This window comes from Nocardia cyriacigeorgica GUH-2 (genome assembly GCF_000284035.1).
In the GTDB taxonomy this organism is placed as follows: Bacteria; Actinomycetota; Actinomycetes; order Mycobacteriales; family Mycobacteriaceae; genus Nocardia; species Nocardia cyriacigeorgica_B.
Window position 1 is genome coordinate 1,858,857 of record NC_016887.1, and the last position, 19,153, is coordinate 1,878,009.

Consider the following 19,153-nt stretch of genomic DNA (forward strand, 5'->3'; position numbering starts at 1 on the left):
CATCTCCCGAGAGCCGTCTCACAGTGTTCTCTTAGAGATGTGATCGCGTTGTTCGCCCCTGGACAGGGCTCCCAGACACCCGGCATGCTCGCGCCTTGGCTCGACCTCCCCGGCGCGCATGACCGTCTCGCGCTGTGGTCGAAGGCCTCCGGTCTGGACCTGGTTCGTCTCGGCACCACCGCGACGGCCGAAGAGATCACCGACACCGCGGTGACCCAGCCGCTGGTCGTCGCCGCCGCGCTACTCGCTTTCGCCGAAATCGACACCGATTCGCTGCCGGCCGATACCATCGTCGCCGGACACTCGGTCGGCGAACTCGCCGCCGCCGCCGTCGCCGGAGTCATCTCCGCCGACGACGCGGTCACCCTGGCCGCCATCCGCGGTGCGGAAATGGCCAAGGCGTGCGCGCTCGAACCGACCGGAATGTCCGCCGTGCTCGGTGGCGACGAAGCCGCCGTGCTCGAACGGCTCGCGGAACTCGACCTCGTCCCGGCCAACCGCAACGCGGTGGGCCAGATCGTAGCCGCGGGCGCTCTGGACGCTCTCGCCGAGCTCGCCGCGAACCCGCCGGAAAAGGCCCGGGTCCGCGCGCTGCCCGTCGCGGGCGCGTTCCACACCGCGTACATGGCTCCGGCCCAGGACGCGGTCACCGCAGCTGTGGCAAAGATCGCGCCGAACGAGCCGACCCGGACCCTGCTGTCGAACTTCGACGGCAAGCCGGTCGCCTCGGGCCAGGATGCGGTCGATAAGCTCGCCGCGCAGGTCACCCGGCCCGTCCGGTGGGACCTGTGCACCGAAACGGTCCGGCAGGCCAGCGTTTCGGCGGTGGTGGAATTGCCGCCGGCGGGCACTCTCGTCGGAATTGCGAAACGGGAACTGAAGGGCACGCCGAATCTCGCCCTGAAGACCCCCGCCGACCTCCCCACCTTGGCCGAGCTCACCAGCTCCGGCTAGCTTTCCACCCGCGGTCGTGCTTCGACGTTGAAGCCCGGTCGTGACCGAGTTGGCGTAACTTTCCGCCCGCTCGATCCGAAGAAAAACAGTGAAGCCCTACACAGTAACAAGAAGGGAGCCACCAAAGTGGCCGCTCTGACCCAGGAACAAATCGTCGAGGAACTCGGCAAGATCATCGAAGAGGTGACCGGTATCGAGCCCTCCGAGGTGACGATCGAGAAGTCCTTCGTCGATGACCTGGACATCGACTCGCTGTCCATGGTCGAGATCGCAGTGCAGACCGAGGACAAGTACGGCGTGAAGATCCCGGACGAGGATCTGGCCAGCCTGAAGACGGTCGGCGACGCCGTCTCCTACATCCAGAAGCTCGAGGCGGAGAACGCTGACGCCGCCGCGGAGCTCAAGGCCAAGTTCGACAACGCCGAGTAGGGCCGACACCGTGACCACTCCTTCCACCTTGAACGGGAACTTCCCCAACGTCGTCGTTACGAGCCTGGCGGCGACCACGTCGATCGCGGGCGACGTCGATGCGACGTGGAAGGGACTCCTCAACGGCGAGAGCGGCATCGACGTTCTCGAGGATTCCTTCGTCGAGGAATACGACCTTCCGGTCCGCATCGGCGGTCACCTGAAGGTTTCGCCGGACACCCTGCTCAGCCGGGTCGAGATCCGGCGCATGGCCTACGTCGAGCGGCTCGCGACCGTGCTCGGTCGCGAGGTCTGGCGCAACGCGGGCAGCCCCGAGGTCGATCCCGACCGGCTGGGTGTGGCCATCGGCACCGGGATCGGTGGCGGTGACGCGCTCATCGATTCGGTGGACAAGCTGAAGAACGGTGGCTATCGCAAGATCTCGCCGCTGGCTGTTCAGATGGTCATGCCGAACGGCCCGTCGGCCGTCGTCGGTCTCGAGCTGAAGGCCAGGGCGGGAGTGGTCACTCCGGTCTCGGCGTGCTCGTCGGGTTCGGAAGCCATCGCCAACGCGTGGCGGATGATCGCCATGGGCGATGCCGACATCGTCGTCACCGGTGGTGTCGAGGGCTACATCGACTCGGTGCCGATCGCCGCGTTCTCCATGATGCGTGCGATGAGCACCCGCAACGACGATCCGAAGGGCGCCTCGCGTCCCTTCGACAAGGATCGCGACGGGTTCGTCTTCGGTGAGGCCGGTGCGCTCATGGTCATCGAGACCGAAGAGCACGCCAAGGCGCGTGGGGCCACCATCCACGCTCGCCTGCTCGGCGCGGGCATCACCTCCGACGGCTTCCACCTGGTCGCGCCCGACCCCGAGGGCACCGGCGCCGCGCGCGCCATGACCAGGGCGATGCAGACCGCGGGTCTGTCCGCCAAGGACATCACCCACATCAACGCCCACGCGACTGCCACCCCGATCGGTGACACCGCGGAGGCGAAGGCCATCAACAAGGCCGTGGGCAACCACGCCTCGGTGTATGCGCCGAAATCAGCACTGGGTCACTCGATCGGCGCCGTCGGTGCCCTCGAGTCCGTGCTCACCGTACTCAGCATCCGGGACGGCATCGTCCCGCCGACGCTGAACCTGGAGAACCAGGATCCCGAGATCGACCTCGACGTGGTGAAGGGCGAAGCCCGCCGCCAGGAGATCGAGTACGCGATCAACAACTCCTTCGGTTTCGGTGGGCACAATGTCGCGCTCGCCTTCGGCCGGGCCTGACCCAGACCCGTCCGACTGCTCGAACGAACCCGGTGGGGGTTGGCCAACTGAATGGCTCGACCCCCGCCGGGCCCTCGACATCCGCAGCTGCGATCGCGGCCGCCAATCATTGAGGAGAGAACGCGATGACTATCTTGGCACCCGCGTATCAGCAGGACACCGCCACAGATCCGCGTGATCCGCTGGGCCGGCTCCAGCGATTCTTCGATCCCGGCACCATTCTTCCCCTCCATCCGCGCGACAAGTCCGGCGTGCTGGCGGCGATCGGTGAGGTCGACGGTGTGCGCACCGTGGCCTACTGCTCGGATGCCACCGTTATGGGTGGCGCGATGGGTGTCGAGGGCTGCAAGCACATCGTCGACGCCATCGACACCGCCATCGACTCCGGGATCCCGGTGGTGGGCCTGTGGCATTCCGGTGGCGCCCGGCTGGCCGAGGGTGTCGAGGCCCTGCACGCGGTCGGCCTGGTGTTCGAGGCCATGGTCCGTGCCTCCGGTCTCGTGCCGCAGATCTCGGTGGTGCTCGGATTCGCCGCTGGTGGCGCCGCCTACGGGCCGGCGCTGACCGACATCGTGATCATGGCGCCGGAGGGCCGGGTCTTCGTGACCGGTCCGGACGTGGTGCGCAGCGTCACCGGTGAGCAGGTCGACATGGCCACCCTGGGCGGCCCGGAGACCCACGGCAAGAAGTCCGGTGTCACCCACATCGTCGCCGACGACGAGGCCGACGCCCTGCACCGCGCCCGCAGGCTGGTGTCGATGTTCGCCGAACAGGGCGAATTCGATCTGGTCGCGGCCGAGCACGGCAATGTGGACCTCAAGGCGATGCTGCCGGAGTCGGCCAAGCGGGCCTACGACGTCAAGCCGCTGGTGCACGAGCTGCTCGACAATGTCGACGGCGAATCCAGCTTCGAGGAATTGCAGGGCGGCTACGCGCGCTCGATGGTGACCGGTCTGGGCCGCCTCGGCGGGCGCACCGTCGGTGTGCTGGCCAACAATCCGCTGCGGTTGGGTGGTTGCCTGAACTCCGAGAGCGCCGAGAAGGCGGCCCGGTTCGTGCGGTTGTGCGATGCGTTCGGGATCCCGCTGGTCGTCATCACCGATGTTCCCGGCTACCTGCCCGGCGTCAGCCAGGAGTGGGAGGGCGTGGTGCGCCGCGGCGCCAAACTGCTGCACGCCTTCGCCGAGGCCCGCGTCCCGCGCGTCACCCTGGTGACCCGCAAGATCTACGGCGGCGCCTACATCGCCATGAACGCCCGCGCGCTCGGCGCGACCGCCGTGTACGCATGGCCGGGCTCCGAGGTGGCCGTGATGGGCGCCAAGGCCGCGGTCGGCATTCTGCACAAGAAGGCCCTGGCCGCCGCGCCGGAGGAGGAGCGCGAGGCGCTGCACGAACGGCTGACCGCCGAGCACGAGGCCATCGCCGGTGGTGTGGAGCGTGCGCTGGCGATCGGTGTGGTGGACGAGGTGATCGACCCGGCCAAGACCCGCAGCATCATCGCCGCCGCGCTGGCCGCCGCGCCGGCGCGCAAGAGCCATCACAAGAACATTCCGCTGTGATCGGCTGACACGATTCGATAGACCACGAACAGGCCCCGGAGCGATCCGGTGCCTGTTCGCGTCTGTCAGCTGCTCGGGCGGACGCCGATCATGGGCAGCAGGGTGCGGCGGGAGAATGCGCGGGCGGCGTCTTCGTCGTCGAGGGGGATGAGCCCGTCGGGGGTCAGGGCGAGGGACTGGGCCAGTCGCGCCATGATCTCGGCGACCAGGTCGGCGTCGAAATCGGCGTCGGCGTCGGCATCGCGCAGTTCGCGGAGCTTGCCGGCCAGATAGCCGCGGCCGACGGCCAGGACCGGGCCGGCCTCGGTGGTGAGCCGGGGCAGGATCAGTTCCGGTTCGGTGCGCAACAGTCGGCGGAGTAGTTCGTTGCGGGCGATGGCGGCGATGAAGGCGACGAAGATCTCCACCAGCTGGTTCTCGGTGCCCTCGACGGTGCGCACGCGGGCGTCGATATCGGCGACGAAGCGTTGCGCCTCACGCACACTCACCGCTTCGACCAGATCGTTCTTCGATTCGAAACGGCGGTAGAGGGTGGCGGGGCTGATCCCGGCGCGACGGGCGATCTCACCCATGCTGGTGCGCTTGATCCCGAAATCCAGGAACGCCGACAGCGCGCTCTCCAGCAGCTTTTCGCTGTCGGCGGCCGGCTTGTCGAGTATGCGCTGCAAGATGGGCGGGACGGTCGGCATCGAGACTCCACGGGGACGGCGCACGGCATCACGGCCGTCGCGGCGGTGCGTTCGTTGCCGCAATTATGCGCCGGTCCCCGCACCCGCGTGCGTCACTGCCGGGGCAGGTCGAATTCGGCCATTTCCTTTTCGATCGCGTTGGCCGCGAAATCCACCCCGCTGGAACGTAATTCGTGCACGCGACGCTGGAGCGCCTCGATACCACCCGGTTGGGCCGCGATATCGGCCACACTGATCCGCCCCTTAGGCCGGTGCATACTGGACTGCTTGTACGCCACGGACTTACCTCCTGCTCGCCAGCGCGCCGTCACCACGCGGGCTCGCCTGAGCACCGGGAACCGAAACGGTGGGTCGGTCGGAGTCGGCGGGAGAGCCCGATCAGGCGGGCGCGCTGCCAAAAATGCTAGCAGCGGATCCTACTGGACGCTTGATCAGTGTGGCGGGTATCACAGCACCTTGGCGTTGCGGTGCGTCCCAGTGTGGTGCAGGTAGGCGAGCGCATTCAGGCGAATGCCATTCTGCTGATCTTCGGTCAGCTCGCGCCGCACCTTGCCCGGCACGCCGGCGACCAGCGAACCCGGCGGAATCTGCGCGCCCTCGGGGATCAGCGCATTGGCCGCGATCAGGCTGCCCGCCCCGATGACGGCGCCGTTGAGCACCGTGGCACCCATGCCGATCAGGACGTCGTCTTCCACGGTGCAGCCGTGCAGGATCGCGTTGTGCCCCACCGAAACTCCGCTGCCGACGACCACCGGGAAACCGGGATCGGTGTGCACCGCGCAACCGTCCTGGATATTGCTGCGCTCGCCGATGGTGATCTGCTCGCCGTCGCCGCGCAGCACCGCGTTGTACCAGATGCTGGCTTCGGCCGCGATGCGGACGCGGCCGATCAGCGTGGCGTTCACCGCGATGAAGGCGGTTTCGTCGACCTCGGGGGCGATCCCGTCGATTTCAATCCTCATGGGGAGGAACTTAGCGGGTCGCGGCCGGGGCCGGGCCGGGCCGTCCGGGCGGATCGCAGCGATGCACCGGCCCCGCGCAGCTGGGCGACATGATCAGAATCGGAGGCCGGCACGCGCCCGGTTGCCAGCAGGTTGCGACATCGGCGCCGGCTTCATGGCAACGGCGGTCCGGTTGGGCCACGATGGCTGTATGAGGATCGGTGTGCCGGGGGAGGTCAAGGAGCAGGAGTTCCGGGTGGCCCTGACGCCTGCGGGCGCCGCGGACCTCACCGGGCGCGACCACGAGGTGCTGGTGCAGGCCGGGGCCGGGGAGGGATCGGGTTTTCCCGACGCCGACTACGCGAAGGCCGGTGCCCGGCTGGTGCCCGACGCGGACGAGGTGTGGGCGTCGTCGGAGCTGGTGCTGAAGGTGAAGGAGCCGATCGCGCCGGAATATCACCGGCTGCGGGAGGGGCAGGTGCTGTTCACCTACCTGCATCTGGCGGCTTCACGCGAATGCACCGACGCGATCCTGCGCTCGGGGATTACCGCCATCGCCTACGAGACCGTGCGCGCCGCCGACGGCACGCTGCCGTTGCTCGCGCCGATGAGTGAGGTCGCGGGCAGGCTGGCCACCCAGGTCGGGGCCTATCACCTGATGGCACCGCTGGGTGGTGCGGGGGTATTGCTGGGCGGTGTGCCCGGGGTCCGGCCCGCGGACGTGGTGGTGCTCGGGGGCGGGGTGGCGGGCACCAACGCGGCGACGATCGCGGTCGGTATGGGTGCGAAGGTCAGCGTGCTCGACACCAATCTGCACCGCCTGCGGGAGCTGGACGCCCGCTTCGACGGCCGGTTGAGCACCATCGCGTCCAATGCCGCCGAGGTCGAACGCGCCGTCCTCGCCGCCGATCTGGTGATCGGTTCGGTGCTGGTGCCGGGTGCCCGGGCGCCGAAGCTGGTGTCGCGCGAGCTGGTCGCGGGCATGCGGCCCGGTTCGGTCCTGATCGACGTCGCCATCGATCAGGGCGGCTGCTTCGCCGGTTCGCGTCCCACCACGCATGCGAATCCGACCTTCCGGGTGGCGAATTCGCTGTACTACTGCGTCGCGAACATGCCGGGCGCGGTCCCGCACACCGCCACCGTCGCCCTCACCAACGCGACGTTGCCCTATATTCGTGCCATCGCCGCGAACGGCTGGCAGGCCGCCTGCGCCGCCGACCCGGGGCTGGCCCATGGGCTCACCGCTGATGCCGGGCGGCTGCTGTCGCCGGAAGTCGCGGCGGCACACGGGTATTCGACTGTTCGCCGAGTGGGGCTCGCGGGCTGAACCTGTCCGTTCGGGTTGTCGGCCCGCGAGCGCTGCGATGTGCCGGGGCTTGCCCCGCGCTGTCTCAGTCCGTCGCCTGCAGATCATTCCCGGATGCGGGAAGGAACCAGGGCTCGCCCGAGTCCGGGACGTCGTGCAGCTTGTCCGGGTTGCGGATGACGTCGATCGCGGTGATGCGGCCGGCGTCGACGGTGAAGGAGAACACGCCGGTGTGCGTGCCGTCGAAGACCACCAGGCCGGGGCGGCCGTTGACGAGCACCATGCGGCCCCACGAGCGCGCCGAGGGCGAGCTGTACCAGCCGAGCAGCAGCTTGGCGATGAGTTCGGCGCCGGTGACCGGCTTGCGCACGGCGGGCACCTTGCCGCCGCCGTCGGCGGTCAGGGTGACGCCGGTGTCGAGCACGCCGAGCAGCGCGCTCATATCGCCCGAGCGCCAGGCCAGAGCGAAGGCCGACACCACTTTCTCGTGCTCGTCCGGTGAGGCGGGGAAGCGCGGTGTGCCGTCCTCGACGCGTTTGCGGGCGCGGGAGGCGAGCTGGCGCACCGCCGCCGGGGTGCGGCCGACCACCTCGGCGACTTCGGGGCCGGTCATGCCGAACACGTCCTGCAGGACGAAGGCGGTGCGTTCGGCGGGCGACAGCGATTCCAGCACCACCAGCAGTGCCATGGTGACGCGTTCGTCCTGGCTGATCTTGTCGGCCGGATCGTCCCAGTCCACCACGGTCGGTTCGGGCAGCCATTCGCCGACGTACTGCTCGCGCCGCACCCGCGCCGAACCCAGGTAATCCAGGGCCAGCCGGCCGGTCACGGTGCTCAGCCAGGCGCGCAGGTTCTCGATCTCGGCGACGTCGCCGGATTCGTGCTGCCGCTGCAACCGCAGCCACGCCTCCTGCACCACGTCCTCGGCGTCGGTGATGCTGCCGAGCGTGCTGTAGGCGAGGCGGCGCAGATAGGGCCGATGTTCCTCGAAACGCCGGGCCAGTTCGGCCTGATCGATGCGCTCGCCGCGGTTGTCGATACTCACTGCGTTCCCGTTCTGGTCTGCGGCCCGGGTGCCGGGCGGTTGGAGTTCCTGTCGTCGTGGTGACGACGCGGGCCGGTCGAGTGTGACATCCGCCCGGCACGGCATTGGCCTACAGCGTTGCTGGTGCGCGATTTCTTCCGCGGACCGCGAGAACCCGCCGAATCTTCTCCTCGAGCGGTTCGGCCGACCGCGACGCCGTCCCCGCCCACCTGGCCGAGGCTGCCTGGACCCGCCGCCGGCACCACGGCTTCCGCACCGCAACGGTGCGCGGTCCTCGGCCGGTTCGCCGGCAGCTGCCGATCGCCGAAGCGTCGCTGTTGCGGGTGGAGCGGATCTGTGGGGTGAGACCTCCGCCGGTGGCGCACGGGAAGGTCGCTGGTCCGGCGTTGTTGCGCGCAGCGACGGGGTCGGTGGTCCGGGCGGTGTGACCTGGTGGATCGGTCACCGGTCGCGCTGGTTAGGGTCGCGGGGTGCGTAGGGCTGGGTCGAGGGCGGCGGGGTTGCTGCTGGGGTTCGCGTTGGACCGGGTGTTCGGCGATCCACGGCGCTGGCATCCGGTGGCCGGATTCGGTTCGGCGGCACTGGCGTTGGAGTCGGTGACGTACGCGGATCGGCGGGCCGCCGGGGTGGTGCACGAAGCGGTGCTCGTCGGCGCGGTGACGGGGGCGGGTGTGGCGCTGGGGCGTGGGGGAGTGCTCACGACGGCGCTGGCGACGTGGACGGTGCTCGGCGGTCGCAGCCTGGCGCGGACGGGGCAGCAGCTGGCCGAACGGCTGGAGTCCGGCGATATCGCGGGTGCGCGGGCGCTGCTGCCGTCGCTGTGCGGCCGTGACCCCGAAGTACTCGACGCGGACGGACTCGCCCGCGCCGCGCTGGAATCGATCGCGGAGAACACCTCCGACGCGACCGTCGCGCCGCTGTTCTGGGGTGCCGTGGCCGGCGTGCCCGGGCTACTCGGCTACCGCGCGATCAACACTCTCGACGCGATGATCGGCTACCGCAACGACCGCTACCACCGCTTCGGCTGGGCCGCCGCCCGCACCGACGACCTCGCCAACCTCGCCCCCGCCCGCCTCACCGGCCTGCTCACCGTGGCGCTCGCACCGCTGATCGGCGGGCAGCCCGCGCGGTCCTGGCGGGCGTGGCGCCGGGACGCGGCCGGTCATCCCAGCCCGAACGCGGGCGTGGTGGAAGCGTCGATGGCGGGCGCGCTCGGCGTCCGACTCGGCGGAGCCACCCAGTACCGGCACGGCACCGAGATGCGGCCTGTGCTCGGCGACGGCCCGGCGCCCACCGTGCCCGATCTACGCCGGGCGGTCCGAATGTCGGAGGCGGTGCAGCTGGCCGCGGTGCTCGTTCTCGCCGGCGTTTCGGTGATCCGTCCGCGGTGGCGGTGAGCGCCGAAGCGGGCGGAGCCTACTTGCGTGAGCGGCCGTACCTGTCGGCGAGCCGGGCTTCGTTCGAGACCCGTTCCGGCGGCTGGGCGGGAGTGGGCGCGCTACTGCGGGACGAGGTGGTGTCGCTCGATGTCTCACCGGATTCGGCGGGTGGCCCGGCCGCGACGGCCTCCGACGGCGCTGCCGCGTTCGCCGCACGTTCCTTGCGGCGTTCCCGGATCTCCGCCCACACGAAGTAGCCGAGCCCGAGTGGCGCCATGATGCCGAAGGCCAGCCATTGCAGGCCGTAGGACAGGTAGGGGCCGGCGTCGAGCTGGGGGAGTGGGGTGGGGGTGAAGGCGCCGGGCTGGTTCTCGGTGAGCTGCAGGTAGCCGCCGCGTTCGCCGGTGGGCAGCGGGGTGATCGGCAGTTGCAGGACGGTGGCGGCCTGGCCCGTGTCGATCGAGTAGACCTGGCGGTAACCGTCCTGTTCGGTCGGCAGTTTGTCGGCGCTCACGCCTTCGGAATGCCGGATCCGGGCCTCGATGCGCTGGGTTCCGGCCGGTGGCTGCGCGACCTGCGGCGGACGTGAGCCCTCGACCGCGCCGACCAGACCACGGTCGACCAGCAGGACGCGGCCGTCGGTCAGCCGGAACGCGGCGAGCACCGAGTAACCGGGCGCGCCGTCGAGATGACGCAACCGCACCAGCGCTGTCGAATCCGGGACATAGCTGCCCTCGGCGATGACCCGCCGCCATTCGGTCGCATCACCGTCGAACACGGTGGTCACATCGACGGCCTCGGCGTCCACCGATTCGGCGATCAGCTGATTGCGTTCGGAGGTATCGGTGTTCTTCCCGAGCTGCCACGGGGCCAGCACGGTGAAGCACAGGTAGGCGAAGGCGGCGACCAGCACGGCCAGGATCAGCCAGCTGGGTCGCAGCAGAAACGCCAACCGGCGCATCAGCGTCCTCCGTCGGCTATCGGTTGCGGGGCGGCCAGCGCCAGGCGCACCCAGTCGAGCAGGCCGGGGATGGCGGCTTCGATCTGATCGCGGACCAGCTCGAAACCGGAGTCGGGCCCGTAGTACGGATCGGGGACGTCCGGGCCGTCGGCGTCGGGGTCGAAGCTGCGCAGCAGCCTGCGCCGTTCGGCCGGGATGCCCAGCTGCGCGAGTTCGCGGTCGTGGCCGGTGTCCAGGGCAATGACCAGGTCGGCGTCGCGGTGCCCGTCACCGAAGACTGCCGCGACATGACCGGTCGGGTAGCCGTGCCTGCGCAGCGTCGCGTTGGTGCGCGGGTCGGCGTCGGCACCGACATGCCAGGCCGTGGTGCCCGCGCTGCTGACCCGGACGCGATTGGCCAGCCCCGCCCGGTAGAGATGCGAGGCGAGGATCTTCTCCGCCATCGGCGAACGGCAGATGTTGCCCGTACACACGAACACCAAAGAGAGCTGCTCCGACATCACCGATCTCCGTGGGAAGCGCACACCATGAACAACACGCAAACCAAGGTACCGACCTGCCGGATCGGTCAAACGACCGACTGGGCAATCCCGGTCTCCGCCGCCCCGTAGGGTGTGATGACGTGTCCGACCGCATCGACCTCGACCTCCTGCGCCACCACGGCGATGTGGAGGCGCGGCCCGGGCTGCTCGACTTCGCGGTCAACGTGCGGGGCGAGGCACCGCCCGAGTGGTTGCGGGCCCGGCTCGCCGCTCGCCTCGACGAGCTGGGCCGGTATCCGAGCGCCGAGGAAGAGCTGAACGCCAGGACCGCGGTCGCCGCCCGGCACCGCCGGACACCCGAGGAGGTCCTGCTGCTGGCCGGCGCCGCCGAAGGTTTCGCGATGCTGCCCCGGCTGACGTCCCGGCTGGCGGCGGTCGTGCATCCATCCTTCACCGAGCCGGAGCTGGCCTTGCGGGAGGCCGGTGTCGCGGTGACGCGGGTGGTGCTGGCGCCGCCCTACCGGCTGGACCCAGAGCAGGTCCCGGAGGACGCCGATCTGGTGGTCCTCGGCAATCCCACCAACCCCACCTCGGTCCTGCACCCCGCCGACACTGTGCGTGCCCTGCGCCGGCCGGGTCGCGTCATTGTCGTCGACGAGGCTTTCGCCGACGCGGTCCCTGGCGAACCCGAATCGCTGGCCGCCGAATCCCTGCCCGATGTGCTCGTGCTGCGCAGCCTCACCAAGACCTGGGCGCTGGCCGGACTGCGCTGCGGGTACTTCCTCGGTGCCCCCGACCTGCTCGCCCGCCTCGCCCACGGCCGGCCCCATTGGCCGTTGGGGACCTTGCAGCTGGAAGCGATCGCGGCGACGGCCGACCCGCATGCGCTTGCCGAGACCCACGCGCAGGCCGAGCAGATCGCCCAGGAGCGCGCCGCGATGGTTGACCGGCTGACCGCCCTCGGTGTCAGCGTGCACATACCGGCGTCCGGCCCGTTCCTGCTCATTCAGGTGGGTGATGGTGTGCTGCTGCGTAAACACTTGGCGGACAATGGGATAGCAGTACGCCGCGCGGACACTTTTCCGGGGCTGGGCGCCGACCATCTGCGGCTCGCGGTCCGCGGGGCCGCCGACGTCGATCGACTGGTGGCGGCGATCCGGGACGCGGCGGGTGCGTGCTGATCGGAGCACTGTCGGCCCGGCTCTCCGTCGATCCGGCCCGGTCGGACGGGACCGCGGGTGCGGCGGGGCTGCCGGTGACGTGGGTCCGGCGCAACGGGAAGATGGCTGAGATCGAGTCGGACGATGGAGGTTGAGCGGTGACGACGCTGGCGGAACTCATCGAGGTGCTGGATGCGGCCTACCCGCCGAGGCTGGCCGAATCGTGGGATTCGGTGGGGCTGGTGTGCGGCGATCCGGGAGAGGCGGTGCGGCGGGTGGTCTTCGCCGTCGACGCCACCGCGGGCGTCGTCGACGAGGCGATCGAGTGGGGTGCGCAAGCGCTCGTGGTGCACCATCCGCTGCTGCTGCGCGGGGTGGACACCGTCGCCGCCGACACTGCGAAAGGTGCGCTGCTGCATCGGCTGATCCGTTCGGGTTGCGCCTTGTTCAGCGCGCACACCAATGCCGACTCGGCCGATCCGGGTGTGTCCGATGCGCTCGCCGAAGCGCTCGGCCTGACAGTTACCGGGCCGTTGGATCCGAAACCGGCTGCGGCCGTCGACAAGTGGGTGGTGCAGGTGCCGCGCACGGATACCGATCGGGTACTCGCGGCGCTGTTCGCGGCCGGGGCCGGCGGCAGCGGCAAGTATCGGGAGGCTGCCTGGAAGGTGTCGGGTGTCGGCCAGTTCCGGCCGATGGAGGGTGCCGAGCCGGCCATCGGCGTCATCGGTGAGATCGAGTACGTCGACGAGGATCGCATCGAACTCGTCGCACCGCCCGCCGCACGCAGCGCCGTCCTCACCGCGCTGCGCACCGCCCATCCCTATGAAGAACCGGCCTTCCATCTCACCGAACGCGCGCCGCTGCCCGGCAGTCTCGGCATCGGCCGCATCGGCACCCTGCCCGAGCCGGAAACCTTGCGCGCCTTCACCGCCCGGGCCGCCGCCGCGCTGCCGAAGACGACGTGGGGTGTGCGTGCGGCCGGTGATCCCGACCGGATGATCCAGACCGTCGCGGTGTGCGGCGGCGCGGGTGATTCGTATCTCGATACCGTCACCCGCCGCAAAGTCGACGCCTACCTCACCTCCGACCTGCGCCACCATCCCGCCGATGAACACCTGCGCCGGCACGGGCCCGCGCTGATCGACGCCGCGCACTGGGCCACCGAGTTCCCGTGGTGTGCGCAGGCCGAATCTGTTGTGCGAGCATCGCTTCCGGATCTGGAGACGCGAGTGTCCGCGTTGCGAACGGACCCGTGGACTGTGTCGGCGTCATGAGATAGAAGCGGATCCGCCCCGCTGACGGGCACGTTCCATGTCCACCCGCGCCCCCCGCATCGGAATACCTTCCCGGGCAAGCAATTCCGGCGCAGACCCGCCATGGCATGTGGCGGGCGTCCCATCTGCATGGACGACCCGCCACCACGGCACACCCTCGTCGAGCAGGCTCATCGCCCGCCCCACCTGACGTGGGTGCGCGCCGATCGCCCGGCCGATATCGCCGTAGGACGCGACGGACCCGGGCGCGATGCCGAGAACCGCCTCGCGAACGTCGTCCACCAGGCTCATCTGTTCCGCCCGTGCCGCCGTTCGTAGGCTTCCCGCTCGGCGGCCCCCTTCTGCCGCTCCCGCACATCGGCCAGCGCCGGATCGAGCCCGTGCTTGGCCAGCCGATGCCGCCGGTACACATACATCAACGCGACCGTGAAGTAGATCAACGGCAGATACAGCAACGCCATCATCGCCAACCCCATCCACAGCGGTCCCGGGATCAGCAGGAACAGGCACAGCGGCACGATAATCGGCACCAGAATCCGGGTCAGATACCGGCGGGCGGCGCCCGGACCGGTGAGGTCCTCGAGCACCCAGTCGTGCATAGCCGGAGGAAGCGTCGCGCCGCAGATATAGCGAATCCGCTGCACGACGCTCGGGGTCGCCGGGGTGCTGGTCACCCACCGAGCGTATCCCCGGGGCATCGGGCAGGGTCAGGGGTGCAGGGTAGGGCGGTAGACGAGTTCCTGGATGTTGCCGTCGAGGGTTCGGGATTCTATGAGCTCCAGGTCGAAGTCGTCGGCACCGTCGAAGATCGAATCGTCGCCGGTCTTGCCGGTGATGACGGGGAAGATCGTCACCTGGAGGCGGTCGACGAGACCGGCCGCCATCAGCGCGCGGTTCATCGACAAGCTGCCGTGCGAGCGCAGCGGCACGTCCGATTCCTCCTTGAGCCGGGCGACGACATCGACGGCGTCACCGGGCACCACGGTCGCATCCGGCCAATCCAGCGGCCCGGTCAACGTGTTGGACACCACCGTGGCCGGCAGGTTCCACATCCGGCTCACCCACGGATCTTCCACCTCCTCGACCCCGGACGCCAGCAGTTCGGTGAAAGTGCGATAGGTGTTGGCACCGAACACCATCCGCTGGTCGGTGTTGTACAGCGAGAGACGATGTTCGAGCAGCTCAGGGCCTTGTTTGCCCCAGTATCCACCCCAGTCGCCACCGTTCACGCCGCCGTAGCCGTCCAGGCTGGAAAAAACATCGAAGGTGTAGGTGGTCGTCATGATCGCTCCTCGGTGCCGGTCGGTCTGCTCTTGTGGATTCAGACGGGACACCGCAGTGGAATTAATCGCCGATCACCGCTTGCGCGCTTCGATGAGGAACCGCGACGAGTGCGCGATGAACGGACCCTCGGTCTCGATCTTGTCGTGCAGTTCGCGGAGGCGATCGTGGTAGGCGGCGACGGTGAAACCCGGCACCATCCAGATCACCTTGCGCAGGAAATAGATCACCGCGCCCACGTCGAAGAACTCCATGCGCAGGCGTTCGGCGCGCAGGTCGGTGACGTCCAGGCCGGCTGCCTCGGCGTCACGGCATTCGTCGTCGGGATGGCGTTTGCGGCGGATGTCCTCCGGCTGGGGGCCGAGGAAATACTCCACCAGTTCGAAAACGCTGGCCGGGCCGACGTGCTGGGCGAGGTAGGTGCCGCCGGGCTCGAGGACCCTGGCGATCTCACTCCACCACACAGTAGCCGGATGACGGCTGGTGACGAGGTCGAAGGCGGCATCGGCGAAGGGCAATGGTGGTTCGTCGGGGTCGGCGACCACCACGACGCCGCGCGGGCGCAGCAGCCGCGTGGCCTTGGCCAGGTTCGGCGGCCACGACTCGGTCGCCGCCATCACCGAGGGCAGTTTCGCCGCGCCGGCCAGCACCTCACCACCGCCGGTCTGGATGTCGAGCGCCGCCGTCGCCTCGGCGAGCTTGCCGCTCATCACCCGCTGATAGCCCCAGCTCGGCCGCTGTTCGGTGGCGCGACCGTCCAGCCAGGAGAAGTCCCAGCCCGCCACCGGGGCGGCATTCGCTTCGGCCACCAACTCCTCGAACGTTCGCCGCATACCAGCATCATTCACGGTGCGCACGCATGGAGCGACACTATTAGCCCCTGAGCCGGCACTCGACCCGGCGTGTGCACGGTTCCCAGCAACCTCCCAGCCGAGGCGCAGGGTGGCCCCAGCGTGGGCCATGAGTGTGGGCGCATGACCGAAATCGTGGCCGTCGCCGAGACGGCGGAGAGTGCGAACGCCGCGCCGGCACCTGTGCTGGACGTGGTCGTTCCCGTCTACAACGAAGAGACCGACCTCGGTGTCTGTGTGCGCCGGCTGCACGAGTTCCTGCGCGGCGGATTTCCGTTCCCCACGCGGATCACCATCGCCGACAATGCGAGCACCGATGCGACCTTGCAGGTGGCAAGGCTGCTGGCGGAGGAACTCGACGGCGTCGAGGTGGTGCACCTTGCCGTGAAGGGGCGCGGGCGGGCGCTGCGTGCGGCCTGGGCTCGTTCGGATGCGCAGGTCGTCGCGTATATGGATGTCGATCTGTCCACGGATCTGAACGCGCTGCTGCCGTTGGTCGCGCCGTTGGTGTCGGGGCATTCCGATCTGGCGATCGGCACCCGGCTCGATGCCGCGGCCCGGGTGGTGCGTCGACCGAAACGCGAGATCATCTCCCGTTGCTACAACCTTCTGCTGAAAGCCTCGCTACGGGCGCGCTTCTCGGATGCGCAGTGCGGATTCAAGGCGATCCGCACCGACATGGCGCGTGAATTGCTGCCCCTGGTGCGTGACGGTGAATGGTTCTTCGACACCGAACTGCTGGTGCTCGCCGAACGCGCGGGCCTGCGCATTCACGAGGTGCCGGTGGATTGGATCGACGATCCGGACAGTCGCGTCGACATCGTCGACACCGCACGCAAGGATCTGCTCGGCATCTGGCGATTGGGCCGGGAACTCGCCACCGGCGCGCTGCCGCTGCCGGAGTTGCGTCGTGCTGTGGGTAGAGAGCCGCTGGTGCCGGGTGTGCCGCTGGGCATGGTGGGGCAGCTGGTGCGGTTCGCGATCATCGGCACCGGCTCGACGTTGGCCTACATGGTGCTGTATCTGCTGGCGCAGCCGTTGGCCGGCGCGCACGTGGCGAACTTCGTCGCGCTGGTGCTCACCGCGATCGCCAATACCGCCGCCAACCGGGCGTTCACCTTCGGGGTGCGCGGAACATCCGGGATGATCACCCACCAGTTCCAAGGGCTGCTGATCTTCGCATTCGGCCTGATGGTGACCAGCGGCTCGCTGTTCGCGCTGCACCGGGGGGCGCCGGCGGCACCCGTTCAGCTCGAATTGCTCGTCCTGGTCGGCGCGAACCTGGTGGCGACATTGGCCCGGTTCGTCGGACTGCGCTGGATATTCCGCGATCCGGCGGCACGTTCTCGTCGAAAGGTGGTGACTCGATGACGATCACGACGACAGCGACGCCATCGACTGCGGTCGCGCCCACGGAATCGACGCCCGCCCGGCGTCACCGCTGGGAGTATCCCGCACTGGTACTGCTGCTGGTCGGCACCGGTGTGGGCTATCTGTACAACCTCAGTGCGAACGGTTGGGCGAACTCCTTCTATTCGGCTGCGGTGCAGGCGGGTTCGGTGTCGTGGAAAGCGTTCTTCTTCGGCTCCTCCGACGCCGCGAACTCCATCACCGTGGACAAGCCGCCTGGGTCGCTATGGCTGATGGAGCTGTCGGTGCGGCTGTTCGGGTTGAACAGCTGGAGCATGCTGGTCCCGCAGGTGCTGCTCGGGGTCGCCACCGTCGCGCTGGTGTGGGCGTCTGTCCGGCGCTCCTTCGGCGCGCCGGCCGGGCTGATCGCCGGTCTCGCGCTCGCGGTCACTCCGGTTGCGGCACTGATGTTCCGCTTCAACAACCCCGATGCGCTACTGGTGTTGCTGATGGTCGCCGCGGCCTGGGCGATGCTGCGTGCGGTCGAAGACGGCCGGTGGCGTTGGCTGGTGCTCACCGGCACGTTCATCGGGCTCGGATTCCTGGCCAAGCAGCTGCAAGTGCTGCTGGTCGTCCCCGCCCTCGCCCTGACCTATCTCATCGCGGGCCCGCCGCGACTGGGTACCCGGATCGCGCAACTATTCGCTGCCGGCGCCGCGATGCTGGTGGCGGCCGGCTGGTGGCTGCTGGCGGTGGAACTCTGGCCGGAATCCGAGCGACCGTGGATCGGTGGCTCACACAACAACTCGATTCTCGAATTGACCCTGGGATACAACGGGCTCGGCCGGCTCAACGGTGACGAGACCGGCAGTGTCGGCCCGGGTGGTGAGCTGCCGCCCGGCGGCAACGGGATGTGGGGCAGTACCGGGATCGGGCGGATGTTCGATACCGCGCAGGGCGGGCAGATCGCGTGGCTGATCCCGGCTGCCCTGGTCGCGCTGGTGGCCGGACTGCTGGTGCGTGGTCGCGCCGCCCGGACCGACGCCAAGCGTGCTGCGCTGATCCTGTGGGGTGGCTGGTTGCTCGTCACCGGGCTGGTGTTCAGTTTTATGGCCGGAATCTTCCACCAGTACTACACGGTGGCGCTGGCACCGGCGATCGCCGCGCTGGTCGGGATCGGGGCGCAGATTTCCTGGCGCAACCGTTCACGGTGGTGGATTCGGGTCTGCACCGCGCCGGCCGTCGGCCTCACCACGGCGACGGCATGGATGTTGTTGTCGCGCACCGCCGATTTCGTGCCGTGGTTGCGGTGGGTGGTGCTGGCCCTCGGTGTGCTGGTGACAGTGGCGGGCGTGATGCCTCTGCCGGCGAAACCGGCGCTGGGTGCCGCCGCGCTCGCGGGAGTCGTTGCGCTGTCCGGCCCGGTGGCCTACACGGTCGATACCGTGAATTCGGCTCACACCGGGGCGATTCCGACTGCCGGCCCCGCAACCGGCGGTATGGGCGGGCCCGGTGGCATGCGGTTCGGCGACGAGGGACGGCTCGGGCCGCCGCCCGGAACCGATGGCGGCGCCATGGCGCCCGATGCCGCCGGCACCTTCGACGGCACCGGGTCGGCGCAGGGCATGGCAGGTGGCGCAGTAGCGGGCGATGCGTCGGCCGGACAACCGTCGGGCGGTGGCGGATTCGGCGGAATGCGGGGTGGGCCCGCAGGTGGCGTGATGGGCGCGAGCGAACCGGGCGCGGAGCTGGTCGCGCTGCTCGAACAGAACGGTGCGACCTACACCTGGATGGCGGCGACCGTCAGTTCCAACAGCGCCGCCGGGTACCAACTGGCCACTGAACTGCCGGTGATGCCGATCGGCGGATTCAACGGCACCGATCCTTCGCCGACGCTCGAGCAGTTCCAGCAGTACGTCGCCGAGGGGAAGATTCACTACTTCCTCGGCGGCAATCGAGGAGGACCCGGATCGGGTGATTCCGACAGCGCGCGCATCGCGGCGTGGGTGCAGGAGAACTTCACCGCCGCCGTGGTCGACGGCGTGGCGGTGTACGACCTCACCAGTTGACCCGATCGGCCCGGCTCCTACTCGGAGCTGGGCCGATCGTCCATGTCGGCGGCCGAAATCGCGCTCCGTTGGTGGGCAGAAGGGAAGGCGACCTTGCGTGTACGTATACATCTACGTATAGTCGGTGTCAGCCGCCAGTTGTACGTATACATCTACGTA

At 69.1% G+C, this 19,153-nt stretch carries 20 protein-coding genes; 10 read left to right on the forward strand and 10 right to left on the reverse strand.

Annotated elements, in window-relative coordinates; genetic code table 11:
* Positions 1 to 39: 39 nt before the first annotated feature.
* The 4 genes from NOCYR_RS08385 to NOCYR_RS08400 all read left to right on the forward strand — a co-directional run bounded on the left by NOCYR_RS08385 (position 40) and on the right by NOCYR_RS08400 (position 4,203).
* Entirely contained in the window at positions 40 to 954 is a 915-nt protein-coding gene (locus tag NOCYR_RS08385; protein WP_036534944.1) for an ACP S-malonyltransferase, read from the forward strand.
* Between the two features lie 126 nt (positions 955 to 1,080).
* Positions 1,081 to 1,383: a meromycolate extension acyl carrier protein AcpM gene (gene acpM / locus NOCYR_RS08390; protein ID WP_014349925.1), complete on the forward strand. Its 303-nt coding sequence runs from the start codon at positions 1,081 to 1,083 to the stop codon at positions 1,381 to 1,383.
* A 10-nt stretch (positions 1,384 to 1,393) separates the two neighbouring features.
* Positions 1,394 to 2,644 (forward strand): KasA/KasB family beta-ketoacyl-ACP synthase, encoded by a 1,251-nt coding sequence (locus tag NOCYR_RS08395; protein WP_048833179.1) that lies wholly within the window; start codon positions 1,394 to 1,396, stop codon positions 2,642 to 2,644.
* Between the two features lie 125 nt (positions 2,645 to 2,769).
* Complete coding sequence (locus NOCYR_RS08400; protein WP_014349927.1) at positions 2,770 to 4,203, forward strand: acyl-CoA carboxylase subunit beta; 1,434 nt, start codon at positions 2,770 to 2,772, stop codon at positions 4,201 to 4,203.
* Between the two features lie 65 nt (positions 4,204 to 4,268).
* Here NOCYR_RS08400 and NOCYR_RS08405 read toward each other — a convergent pair whose 3' ends face one another.
* From NOCYR_RS08405 to NOCYR_RS08415, 3 genes are all read right to left on the reverse strand, one after another.
* Positions 4,269 to 4,892 (reverse strand): TetR/AcrR family transcriptional regulator, encoded by a 624-nt coding sequence (locus tag NOCYR_RS08405; protein ID WP_014349928.1) that lies wholly within the window; start codon positions 4,890 to 4,892, stop codon positions 4,269 to 4,271.
* A 92-nt stretch (positions 4,893 to 4,984) separates the two neighbouring features.
* The gene (locus NOCYR_RS08410) at positions 4,985 to 5,170 is read right to left on the reverse strand and encodes a hypothetical protein (RefSeq protein ID WP_014349929.1); all 186 of its coding nucleotides are present in this window, start codon (positions 5,168 to 5,170) and stop codon (positions 4,985 to 4,987) included.
* 168 nt (positions 5,171 to 5,338) lie between these two features.
* The gene (locus tag NOCYR_RS08415; protein WP_014349930.1) at positions 5,339 to 5,854 is read right to left on the reverse strand and encodes a gamma carbonic anhydrase family protein; all 516 of its coding nucleotides are present in this window, start codon (positions 5,852 to 5,854) and stop codon (positions 5,339 to 5,341) included.
* A 190-nt stretch (positions 5,855 to 6,044) separates the two neighbouring features.
* On the opposite strand from NOCYR_RS08415, the gene ald reads away from it, so the two are divergent.
* Positions 6,045 to 7,160: an alanine dehydrogenase gene (ald, locus tag NOCYR_RS08420; protein WP_014349931.1), complete on the forward strand. Its 1,116-nt coding sequence runs from the start codon at positions 6,045 to 6,047 to the stop codon at positions 7,158 to 7,160.
* A 64-nt stretch (positions 7,161 to 7,224) separates the two neighbouring features.
* Here ald and sigJ read toward each other — a convergent pair whose 3' ends face one another.
* Positions 7,225 to 8,184 carry an RNA polymerase sigma factor SigJ gene (gene sigJ, locus NOCYR_RS08425; protein WP_014349932.1) on the reverse strand — a complete coding sequence of 320 codons (960 nt, stop codon included), beginning with the start codon at positions 8,182 to 8,184 and terminating at the stop codon, positions 7,225 to 7,227.
* A 470-nt stretch (positions 8,185 to 8,654) separates the two neighbouring features.
* Between sigJ and NOCYR_RS08430 the strand changes: the two genes are divergently transcribed.
* On the forward strand, positions 8,655 to 9,581 hold the full coding sequence (locus NOCYR_RS08430) for a cobalamin biosynthesis protein (RefSeq protein WP_048833180.1): 927 nt from the start codon (positions 8,655 to 8,657) through the stop codon (positions 9,579 to 9,581).
* Between the two features lie 19 nt (positions 9,582 to 9,600).
* Here NOCYR_RS08430 and NOCYR_RS08435 read toward each other — a convergent pair whose 3' ends face one another.
* Entirely contained in the window at positions 9,601 to 10,524 is a 924-nt protein-coding gene (locus tag NOCYR_RS08435; RefSeq protein WP_014349934.1) for an SURF1 family protein, read from the reverse strand.
* A complete protein-coding gene (locus NOCYR_RS08440; protein ID WP_167330482.1) occupies positions 10,524 to 11,024 on the reverse strand; it encodes a low molecular weight protein-tyrosine-phosphatase in 501 nt (166 codons plus the stop codon). The genes NOCYR_RS08435 and NOCYR_RS08440 overlap by 1 nt, the downstream gene beginning before the upstream one ends.
* Before the next feature lie 122 nt (positions 11,025 to 11,146).
* On the opposite strand from NOCYR_RS08440, the gene cobC reads away from it, so the two are divergent.
* Together cobC and NOCYR_RS08450 are read left to right on the forward strand one after the other, a co-directional pair.
* Complete coding sequence (gene cobC / locus NOCYR_RS08445; protein WP_014349936.1) at positions 11,147 to 12,187, forward strand: Rv2231c family pyridoxal phosphate-dependent protein CobC; 1,041 nt, start codon at positions 11,147 to 11,149, stop codon at positions 12,185 to 12,187.
* A gap of 137 nt (positions 12,188 to 12,324) precedes the next feature.
* Positions 12,325 to 13,443 (forward strand): Nif3-like dinuclear metal center hexameric protein, encoded by a 1,119-nt coding sequence (locus NOCYR_RS08450; protein WP_014349937.1) that lies wholly within the window; start codon positions 12,325 to 12,327, stop codon positions 13,441 to 13,443.
* On the opposite strand, the gene NOCYR_RS08455 is transcribed toward NOCYR_RS08450, so the two are convergent.
* The 4 genes from NOCYR_RS08455 to NOCYR_RS08470 all read right to left on the reverse strand — a co-directional run bounded on the left by NOCYR_RS08455 (position 13,438) and on the right by NOCYR_RS08470 (position 15,557).
* Positions 13,438 to 13,734 (reverse strand): MGMT family protein, encoded by a 297-nt coding sequence (locus NOCYR_RS08455; RefSeq protein ID WP_048833181.1) that lies wholly within the window; start codon positions 13,732 to 13,734, stop codon positions 13,438 to 13,440. The genes NOCYR_RS08450 and NOCYR_RS08455 overlap by 6 nt on opposite strands.
* A complete protein-coding gene (locus NOCYR_RS08460; RefSeq protein ID WP_231856044.1) occupies positions 13,731 to 14,117 on the reverse strand; it encodes a DUF5313 family protein in 387 nt (128 codons plus the stop codon). The genes NOCYR_RS08455 and NOCYR_RS08460 overlap by 4 nt, the downstream gene beginning before the upstream one ends.
* Before the next feature lie 33 nt (positions 14,118 to 14,150).
* A complete protein-coding gene (locus NOCYR_RS08465; protein ID WP_014349939.1) occupies positions 14,151 to 14,726 on the reverse strand; it encodes a dihydrofolate reductase family protein in 576 nt (191 codons plus the stop codon).
* Positions 14,727 to 14,798: 72 nt separating this feature from the next.
* Positions 14,799 to 15,557, reverse strand: coding sequence for a class I SAM-dependent methyltransferase (locus NOCYR_RS08470; protein ID WP_014349940.1), 759 nt, complete (start codon positions 15,555 to 15,557; stop codon positions 14,799 to 14,801).
* A gap of 141 nt (positions 15,558 to 15,698) precedes the next feature.
* On the opposite strand from NOCYR_RS08470, the gene NOCYR_RS08475 reads away from it, so the two are divergent.
* Both NOCYR_RS08475 and NOCYR_RS08480 read left to right on the forward strand, forming a co-directional pair.
* Complete coding sequence (locus NOCYR_RS08475) at positions 15,699 to 16,946, forward strand: bifunctional glycosyltransferase family 2/GtrA family protein (protein WP_014349941.1); 1,248 nt, start codon at positions 15,699 to 15,701, stop codon at positions 16,944 to 16,946.
* The gene (locus tag NOCYR_RS08480; RefSeq protein WP_014349942.1) at positions 16,943 to 18,994 is read left to right on the forward strand and encodes a glycosyltransferase family 39 protein; all 2,052 of its coding nucleotides are present in this window, start codon (positions 16,943 to 16,945) and stop codon (positions 18,992 to 18,994) included. Before NOCYR_RS08475 ends, NOCYR_RS08480 begins: the two co-directional genes overlap by 4 nt.
* Positions 18,995 to 19,153 lie beyond the last annotated feature (159 nt).

Coding starts and splice junctions, on each gene's coding strand:
- NOCYR_RS08400 (WP_014349927.1), top strand. CDS start 2,770: ATGACTATCTTGGCACCCGCGTATCAGCAGGACACCGCCACAGATCCG.
- NOCYR_RS08405 (WP_014349928.1), bottom strand. CDS start 4,892: ATGCCGACCGTCCCGCCCATCTTGCAGCGCATACTCGACAAGCCGGCC.
- NOCYR_RS08415 (WP_014349930.1), bottom strand. CDS start 5,854: ATGAGGATTGAAATCGACGGGATCGCCCCCGAGGTCGACGAAACCGCC.
- ald (WP_014349931.1), top strand. CDS start 6,045: ATGAGGATCGGTGTGCCGGGGGAGGTCAAGGAGCAGGAGTTCCGGGTG.
- NOCYR_RS08435 (WP_014349934.1), bottom strand. CDS start 10,524: ATGCGCCGGTTGGCGTTTCTGCTGCGACCCAGCTGGCTGATCCTGGCC.
- NOCYR_RS08440 (WP_167330482.1), bottom strand. CDS start 11,024: ATGTCGGAGCAGCTCTCTTTGGTGTTCGTGTGTACGGGCAACATCTGC.
- NOCYR_RS08455 (WP_048833181.1), bottom strand. CDS start 13,734: ATGAGCCTGGTGGACGACGTTCGCGAGGCGGTTCTCGGCATCGCGCCC.
- NOCYR_RS08465 (WP_014349939.1), bottom strand. CDS start 14,726: ATGACGACCACCTACACCTTCGATGTTTTTTCCAGCCTGGACGGCTAC.
- NOCYR_RS08470 (WP_014349940.1), bottom strand. CDS start 15,557: ATGCGGCGAACGTTCGAGGAGTTGGTGGCCGAAGCGAATGCCGCCCCG.
- NOCYR_RS08475 (WP_014349941.1), top strand. CDS start 15,699: ATGACCGAAATCGTGGCCGTCGCCGAGACGGCGGAGAGTGCGAACGCC.
- NOCYR_RS08480 (WP_014349942.1), top strand. CDS start 16,943: ATGACGATCACGACGACAGCGACGCCATCGACTGCGGTCGCGCCCACG.